The organism is Microcoleus sp. PH2017_28_MFU_U_A (assembly GCF_020738035.1).
Classification (GTDB): Bacteria; Cyanobacteriota; Cyanobacteriia; order Cyanobacteriales; family Microcoleaceae; genus Microcoleus.
Map to the genome: position 1 here is coordinate 1 of NZ_JAEQCX010000193.1, position 7,361 is coordinate 7,361.

Annotated in this window: 9 protein-coding genes; 7 read left to right on the forward strand and 2 right to left on the reverse strand. The window is 44.9% G+C overall.

The window, feature by feature from the left end:
* The first annotated feature begins 100 nt into the window (after window positions 1-100).
* The 6 genes from JGK14_RS33135 to JGK14_RS33160 all read left to right on the forward strand — a co-directional run bounded on the left by JGK14_RS33135 (window position 101) and on the right by JGK14_RS33160 (window position 3,787).
* Complete coding sequence (locus tag JGK14_RS33135) at window positions 101-739, forward strand: HesA/MoeB/ThiF family protein (protein WP_293185019.1); 639 nt, start codon at window positions 101-103, stop codon at window positions 737-739.
* A 262-nt stretch (window positions 740-1,001) separates the two neighbouring features.
* On the forward strand, window positions 1,002-1,364 hold the full coding sequence (locus JGK14_RS33140) for a peptidoglycan-binding domain-containing protein (RefSeq protein WP_293185020.1): 363 nt from the start codon (window positions 1,002-1,004) through the stop codon (window positions 1,362-1,364).
* Window positions 1,365-1,646: 282 nt separating this feature from the next.
* Entirely contained in the window at window positions 1,647-2,213 is a 567-nt protein-coding gene (locus tag JGK14_RS33145; RefSeq protein ID WP_293192404.1) for a DUF924 family protein, read from the forward strand.
* Window positions 2,214-2,253: 40 nt separating this feature from the next.
* Window positions 2,254-2,685, forward strand: a complete 432-nt coding sequence (locus JGK14_RS33150) for a hypothetical protein (RefSeq protein ID WP_293281853.1) — start codon at window positions 2,254-2,256, stop codon at window positions 2,683-2,685.
* A 114-nt stretch (window positions 2,686-2,799) separates the two neighbouring features.
* Window positions 2,800-3,246 carry a hypothetical protein gene (locus JGK14_RS33155; protein ID WP_293281855.1) on the forward strand — a complete coding sequence of 149 codons (447 nt, stop codon included), beginning with the start codon at window positions 2,800-2,802 and terminating at the stop codon, window positions 3,244-3,246.
* 85 nt (window positions 3,247-3,331) lie between these two features.
* Window positions 3,332-3,787 carry a DUF6575 domain-containing protein gene (locus JGK14_RS33160; RefSeq protein ID WP_293185023.1) on the forward strand — a complete coding sequence of 152 codons (456 nt, stop codon included), beginning with the start codon at window positions 3,332-3,334 and terminating at the stop codon, window positions 3,785-3,787.
* Between the two features lie 66 nt (window positions 3,788-3,853).
* Here JGK14_RS33160 and JGK14_RS33165 read toward each other — a convergent pair whose 3' ends face one another.
* Window positions 3,854-5,200, reverse strand: a complete 1,347-nt coding sequence (locus tag JGK14_RS33165; protein WP_293281857.1) for a PQQ-dependent sugar dehydrogenase — start codon at window positions 5,198-5,200, stop codon at window positions 3,854-3,856.
* 106 nt (window positions 5,201-5,306) lie between these two features.
* Window positions 5,307-5,804 carry an autotransporter gene (locus JGK14_RS33170; protein WP_293185026.1) on the reverse strand — a complete coding sequence of 166 codons (498 nt, stop codon included), beginning with the start codon at window positions 5,802-5,804 and terminating at the stop codon, window positions 5,307-5,309.
* 795 nt (window positions 5,805-6,599) lie between these two features.
* Here JGK14_RS33170 and JGK14_RS33175 point away from each other — a divergent pair.
* On the forward strand, window positions 6,600-7,232 hold the full coding sequence (locus tag JGK14_RS33175) for a L,D-transpeptidase (RefSeq protein ID WP_293198251.1): 633 nt from the start codon (window positions 6,600-6,602) through the stop codon (window positions 7,230-7,232).
* Window positions 7,233-7,361 lie beyond the last annotated feature (129 nt).

Sequence of the window (7,361 nt, forward strand, 5' to 3'; positions counted from 1 at the left end):
CCAATTCCCAATTCCCAATTCCCAATTCCCAATTCCCAATTCCCAATTCCCAATTCCCAATTCCCAATTCCCAATTCCCAATTCCCAATTACCAATTACTATGAGTATATTTTTTCACGAACAACTTTACCGAAGTGCCGCAGTGATGTCGCTGATTAAAAATTTCCCGGTAACGGTGTGCGGCGCGGGGGCTTTGGGTGCGAATATTGTAGAGAGTCTGGCGCGATCGGGCTTTTGCCAGTTAAGAGTCGTCGATCGCGATCGCATCGAAGAGCGCAACCTTTCCACTCAACCCTACTATCGATCGGACATCGGCGCCTTCAAAGCCAAAATTCTCGCCAACAACCTGTACCGCGCTTTGTCCGTCAGCGTTGACGTGCACTCAAAGGAATTGACACCCGCCAATGTCGATCGACTGCTTGCCAACAGCGCCCTGGCGATCGATACTTTTGATAACAGCATCGGGCGGCAAGCAGTCAAAGATTACTGTGCGAGTGCCTCCATTCCCTGCGTGCACGTCGGATTAGCCGCCGATTACTCCGAAATAATTTGGAACCAACACTATCGGGTTCCGACCGCGGCGAATGATGACGTTTGCGATTACCCGCTGGCGAGAAACTTGGTAATGCTGACAGTTTCTGTAGCGTGCGAAGTAATTGTTACCTTTGCTGCAACCCAAGAGCAACAAAATTTAACTTGCACGATCAAAGATTTTGCAGTAAAGCCACTTATATTGTAGAATGTCTGTTGACTGTTGCCAGAAACCCGGTCAATCGAGATTGGACGCCTCCATCCCAGAAACCCGGTTTCTCACTCTCAAACAATTGTCAGTCGATTTTAGATTTTAGATTTTAGATTTTAGATTGACTCTCGGATTGAATCTGGGAGCTTCAACAAAATTCTAAAATTTTGAGATCGTCCACGACTTTAGTCGGTGGCTTTTACCCGTTTGTTGCGGGTCAAACTTGCAGAAAACGCTTGAGAAAATTAACAGGGAAAGTATGGTTGGATCGCAGACTTTTTATTATTTACTAGCAGTTCTCGGCATATTAGTTTTGACAGGCGCCAATGCAGCCACTTATTCAGGGGGCGCCGGCGACAAAGTTTGCCACACTAATGATTGCCACGAACCAGAAGTTAGATTCCATAAAAGGATTTTAAAACACGGATCGAGAGGCGAAGATGTGAGGAAACTGCAAAAATTGTTAAACGCCCGCGGTGTGTGTCCAGAACCGATCGCACTTGATGGCATCTTTGGTAGAACAACCCTAGATGCAGTGAAAATATTTCAGCGGGAAGCCAACCTTCCTGTAGACGGAATTGTGGGAGGAAAAACTTGGGACAGACTGTTTACCAGTTCGTAAATTTAAGTACCGGACAGCAAAAGTTCCTAAGTCAGTCGATTTTAGATTGTAGATTTTAGATTTTAGATTTACTCGATAACAGATGAATCTGGAAGCTTAAACTCTGTAATCTAATTTTTTTTCTCCACCCTCGATAGCGTCGGAAAGCAAGTACCTGTGTTTGGGCGGAGTCATCTTTGGTAATCATTAATCGCTGCGATTTGTAGTTGCACATCAAGTAGATTTTGTGCAACTACAGATGCCTCAATTGCCATCAATAATCAATGGCTAACTAGATTGGTAATGAATGAAGTTTTAGATTTTTGGTTTGGTCGATCGAACTCTCCAGAGTTTGGTAAAGTTCAAAAGAAGTGGTTTGAGAAAGATGCCGATTTTGATACGGAAGTGCGATCGCTATTTCTAGCAGAATACGAACTAGCAGCATCCGGTAAACTCTACTCCTGGCAAGATTCCCCGGAAAACTGCCTAGCATTAATCATACTGCTCGATCAATTTCCGCGCAATATGTTTCGCGAAAATCCCCAAGCCTTCGCCACAGACAGCAAAGCCTTAGCCGCCGCCCAACACGCTGTTAACAATAACTTCGATCGCGAATTGTTGACTGTACAAAAGTGGTTTATCTACCTGCCTTTTGAACACAGCGAAAACTTAGAACACCAGCAAAAATCTGTGCAATTATTTCGCCAACTCAGCGGCGAACCTGACAGCGAATCAGTCATTAATTTTGCAGTGCGGCATTTTAAAATCATCGAGCGTTTTGGCCGATTTCCCCACCGCAATCAAATTCTCGGACGCGACACAACTCCCGCAGAAGCAGAGTTTCTCAAACAACCAGGTTCGGGATTTTAGGGCGCTTACACAAAACCTTTAGGATACTAAAATTATCAATATGTGTTTCAAACACCAAGAACATATAGATAAGCTTTCAACTAAATGCCCGCCACTGGACTATGAACCGCAAGAAATGCTGGCTTTTAGATTTGTATTTGAGCCCAATGATGAACGAGCTATTAATAACTTTAAACCGGTGCTGATAATAACTCCGCAGCGCAACCTAAAACCAGAAACTGAAGCTACCAGGTGTCAAGGTTATGCGCTATCATTATTTGATACCAGGGAAAATGCCGAAAACCGTTATTTAAAACTAACAAAAAAAAGAAAAAAACTGCGCGATTCTCTGGGGACTCACATAGCAGCAGGAGCGATCGACAAGACAGATGGAGTTGTCTCCAAAATAGATGATAACGGTCACTTGAGCATACATGAATTTGCTACTGCTGATTTAGCAGCAAAATTTGTAATAACATCTTGTTTCTTATAGGAGCGTGTCATTTTTGCGACAAGTATAAATACTGGTGAACCCCACCCTGACTTTTTTGCCAACGATCAGTATAATAGGGGATAATTATCATCTCTTCCCACTTGATATATAATCATGAAAAACTTTATTGAAGCTATTGGTGGACTAATAGGAATCCTAGCTTTTGTGAAAGGCATTCTTGAGTTCGTAGATCTCAATAGGATACGTAGATATGAGAAATTTCATGAGATGAGCAAAAGATTCGATGAGAACGAGTCAATCCAGAAAGTCTGTGAGCTTTTGCAAGATAGCTCTAGCAGCATATCAGTCACAAAACAGGAAAAAGAGGTATTTATCTGCTTTTTGGAAGAGATTTACTTTATGATTATGTCTGGTATAATGAAAAAGGAAATTGCACTGTACACATTTGGCTATTATGCAAGAGAAGCAATGCACAACCAAAGATTTTGGCACGATCTTGATAGTGGGGAAAAGTATTATACAGTATTCCATAAATTCTGTCGAATGGCCTCTATCTTTGAGCCAAGCAAACTCGGAGTCAAGGAAACGCTGAAATACTGACCACCATGAAGATAAATTCTTAGGTCACAATGTACTTTTGACGGGTTATCCTTTGATTTAGAATGTTTCTTGTAAGGTAAAAAAAGTGGAACAATTAATAGGATTTAAACTAAGTAAATTTCCTTTATCTCTTAGAAGCATAGTCAATTTAGAGTATTTCGACGGCCCCCTGCTATCGCTTTTTGAGAATGAATACGGCGATAGCTATCTTTATTCTTGGTGCGATGTAGATAATTTGTACAATCGCTGGTTGGTTTTCAGAGTTGCACAACCAACTCTCAAGCTTTACATAGAGGGACAAGTTTCATTTCACCAGTTAATTGTAAATCCTGTTGACGGATTTCTATATTCATTAGATATAGACAATGCTTTACAGGTGAAAAACACTTATTTAATCCTGCCTGAGAATTTACCGGAAATCTACTTGCCAGAAACAGATTCCTATTACGAACTGTCTGATTTAAATCGCGAAACAGCGGCAGAAGATAAGTTGTTAATTTTTCAAAAAGTTTCCGGTGAATCTCAACTTAGCAAGGTTTGAAGCTGATTAAACAGCCCGATACCGGACTTCTTCAAGAAGTCGGGTATCTAATCCATCGCCCTTTGCTCAGCGGCGATACTGCACGCGATAAATCCGGTTATTGGCTTCCTCAGTAAACAACAAACTCCCGTCAGGTAAAACCAGCAAACCAACAGGCCGCCCCCAAGTTTTCGGGCCCGACGGATCTGTGAGAAAACCAGTCAGAAAGTCCTCATAATAACCTTGAGGGCGTCCAGTCGCCGCATTAAAAGGTACAAACACAATTTTATAACCCGTTCCTGCATTCCGGTTCCAACTACCCCGAAACGCCACAAACGCGCCGTTAAAAAATCTTTTGGGAAACGTTTTCCCGTCGTAAAACTGAAGTCCCAAAGCTGCCGAATGGGCCTGAAACAGCACGTCTGGCATCAATGTTTTACCCGCTAAATCAGGTCGATCGCTCTTTCCATTTTTGACGTGGCGCGGGTCGAGCAAATTTGGCTTAAAATAAGCGTAAGGCCAGCCGTAAAACTCGCCTTGACGAATTCTTGTCAAGTAATCCGGTACCAAATCATCTCCCAAACCGTCGCGTTCGTTGACTGTCGTGTAAAGTTGATTGGTTTTTGGGTGAAAATCCAATCCCACCGGATTTCGCAAACCGGAAGCAAAAGTTTGCTGGTTTGTACCGTCCAAATTCATCACTTGCACAGACGCCCTGGGTAAGGGTTCGGAGTCGGCATTAGACTGGGAACCAATTGATACAAAAAGCCGACGGTTGTCCGGGGAGGCGACAACGTTTCGCGTCCAGTGTTGGTTGTAGCCACCGCCCGGTAAATCGGCAATTTTTTCACCAGTACCTGTTAATTGTTCTTGCCCTTTTGTGTAGGGAAATCGACGGACTTCGGCGCTGTTTCCGAGGAAGAAATAGCGATCGGCAAAAGCCATGCCAAAGGGAATATTTAAGCCGTTTTGGGCGCTGGCAAAAGTCATGTTCACCTCAGCAACGCCGTCACCGTTGGCATCGCGCAGCAGCCTAATCCGATTCTGCCTGGTTTCTGTTACCAAAACATCTCCTGTCGGCGTCAAAGCCAGCCATCGGGGAGCGTCTAAATTGTCAGCAAAAACGCTGACGACAAAGCCAGGAGGGACTTGCAGCACTGGCGATGGGGGAATCGGTACTACTTGAGGAGGTTTCGAGGCGCTTTGGGTGGCGAAAGGCTGCGGCAAAGCAGTTGCAACAATGCGGATCGGCTGCGGCGATAGCGGTTTGGTCGGTACAATTTGATTTGTACGAACATTTGTCAGCGGTGCAACGGAGGGAATTTGCGACAGCGGAGTTGGTGCGGGTACAGGAGTCGCTGTAGCATCGGTAGCTCGATCGCACGCAACCAGGGGTAACAGCAGAATTAGCAGCAAGAAACGCAGGTAATACATAGCAGCGATTTCTCAACAATTGCTGGACAATTCTTTTATTCTAACTGCTCTGAAAAAGCGAAGCCACCGCGCGCGCGGTGGCTTAATTCTGGTTAGAAATCTAGTTCTACCAAAGTCCTCTCACAGGAGGAGCTGGACGCGGAGCCGGAATCGGACGCGGAGCCGGAGCGGGAGCCGGACGAGGAACTGGGCGGGGAGCGGGAGCCGGACGCGGTGGCGGTTCAGGGGCCGGACGCGGTGCTGGAGCGGGGGGACGAACAACTGTGGTAGAGACTACTTTATAATCGGGGATCACGACGAGCCTTTCTACCTGATCTCCGGCTACGGTGGCTCTGACTTTCATTCCCGGTACCAGAGAAGTAATTCTCAGGATGCATCTTTGAATCCTGAGAGTCCTGTACGGCCCGCTTTCTGGGCTAATTGTTACTATGTCGCCGACAATATTTTTGACAAAACCAATAATGGTTTGAGCGTTGGCTGTTGTGGTGCTCTGCGTTTGGGCTATTTCAATTGGAGGGTTAGCCATCGCAGGAAGCACTGAAACCGCCGATATTAGCACCGACAGGGTTGCACCTGTAAATAATTTGATCTTCTGAAGACGCATTGAAACCTCACATTAACTGCTATTTAGGGTCGGGCTTGCTTTCGCTGCGCGAAAGTCCCAACCTTTAAACCTAATCCAGTTTAATCCCCGGAGTAGTAAATTTAGGACAATCTCAAAAAAAGATTATCGAACAAGTTTTGAAAGACTAAATTTTACATCATAAGTTCCCAAGTTACAAGAAGTTCAGTGCTTCGGATCTCTAGAGTGTCGGCGTGATATATTGAGTTTGTTCGATCGACCGTTTCCGTTTTTTTGCGCCCCTCTAACTGTTGCGGCACGGGCGGCAAACTCTGCCAACAGACAGATTATGCTTGCCGGATGCAGCAGCGCCATAGTTTCAATTTGCGATCGCCAGTCTGCCACAGATCAAAAAATCAAATGAGTCGGAGGTAAAATTCAATCATTGACTTGCACGATTTACCCATCAACCGGATTTGTTCGCGAAAATCTCTCGCCGAGCACCACCATTAGCCGTATAAAATCTCGGTTTCTTTGATATTAGTGCGTAAGTTTTGTGTTGAGTTAGATCGTATCCGTAAAAATACTGACAATAAAAAATATTGGTTTGTAGTGAGGACTTTAGTCCGCATCAAATTTCCTGGAATCGCATTCATCACTACAAACCAATTTTGTGGCAGTTAAATAAGTTATGATTTGTGAAATGGAAACTCAAAACTGGGCAGGGCATTTACAGTAAAAAACCCATCTCTAAATTTTGGCTTTCCGGTGCAGTTTGCGGATAATTAGATAAGAACTTTGTAGGAACTGCTGGTGAAGAGTTTAGCGAACAAAATAATGGTGAACAGCAAATTTTTATTTAACAACTTAATTGTGCTGAGTTTGAGCGCAGCGGCGCTGTCTGTCGCCTTACAGCAGCAGGTAGCTGCCGAACCGGTGGCTAATTGGAGTAATAGTGCGATCGCCCAGCAGCCAAAATCTGATGTAAAATTGCCAAATCTCGGAGTTCCCGAACTGCCACCATTAGGCGAACCGTCTAGGTATCTTCCGCAGGAACCAAACGCGCCGGAAAATGCGATTGAGGAAGTGCGTTTAGTGCTGAAATTGCGAGAACGCCGGGTCTATGTTTACCGCAAAAATAAGGTGCAAGCCAGTTTTCCGGTGGCTGTGGGGAAAGACGGCTGGGAAACTCCCACGGGCAACTTTAAAGTCATGCAAATGATTAAAGATCCTGTTTGGGAACATCCTTGGACGGGAGAACTTGTACCCGCAGGGCCGGACAATCCGCTGGGAAGCAGGTGGATCGGGTTTTGGACGGATGGTAAGAATGTGATCGGTTTTCACGGGACTCCGACTCCAGAGTCGATCGGGCGAGCGGCTTCTCACGGTTGTGTCAGAATGTTTGATAAAGATGCCCAAGCTTTATTTGAGAAAGTCGCAGTGGGTACTCCGGTGATAGTTGAGAAGTAATTATTCGGAAACTGTGGTATTTGAAAATATTTAGCAACAGGCAAGATGCCTGTTCCACAAAGAGTTAATTTTATTGTGGGGTGGGCATCTTGCCCGCCCCCTTTCTTTCTTAGCAACAGGCAAGATGCC

Coding starts and splice junctions, on each gene's coding strand:
- JGK14_RS33135 (WP_293185019.1), top strand. CDS start 101: ATGAGTATATTTTTTCACGAACAACTTTACCGAAGTGCCGCAGTGATG.
- JGK14_RS33140 (WP_293185020.1), top strand. CDS start 1,002: ATGGTTGGATCGCAGACTTTTTATTATTTACTAGCAGTTCTCGGCATA.
- JGK14_RS33145 (WP_293192404.1), top strand. CDS start 1,647: ATGAATGAAGTTTTAGATTTTTGGTTTGGTCGATCGAACTCTCCAGAG.
- JGK14_RS33150 (WP_293281853.1), top strand. CDS start 2,254: ATGTGTTTCAAACACCAAGAACATATAGATAAGCTTTCAACTAAATGC.
- JGK14_RS33155 (WP_293281855.1), top strand. CDS start 2,800: ATGAAAAACTTTATTGAAGCTATTGGTGGACTAATAGGAATCCTAGCT.
- JGK14_RS33165 (WP_293281857.1), bottom strand. CDS start 5,200: ATGTATTACCTGCGTTTCTTGCTGCTAATTCTGCTGTTACCCCTGGTT.
- JGK14_RS33170 (WP_293185026.1), bottom strand. CDS start 5,804: ATGCGTCTTCAGAAGATCAAATTATTTACAGGTGCAACCCTGTCGGTG.
- JGK14_RS33175 (WP_293198251.1), top strand. CDS start 6,600: ATGGTGAACAGCAAATTTTTATTTAACAACTTAATTGTGCTGAGTTTG.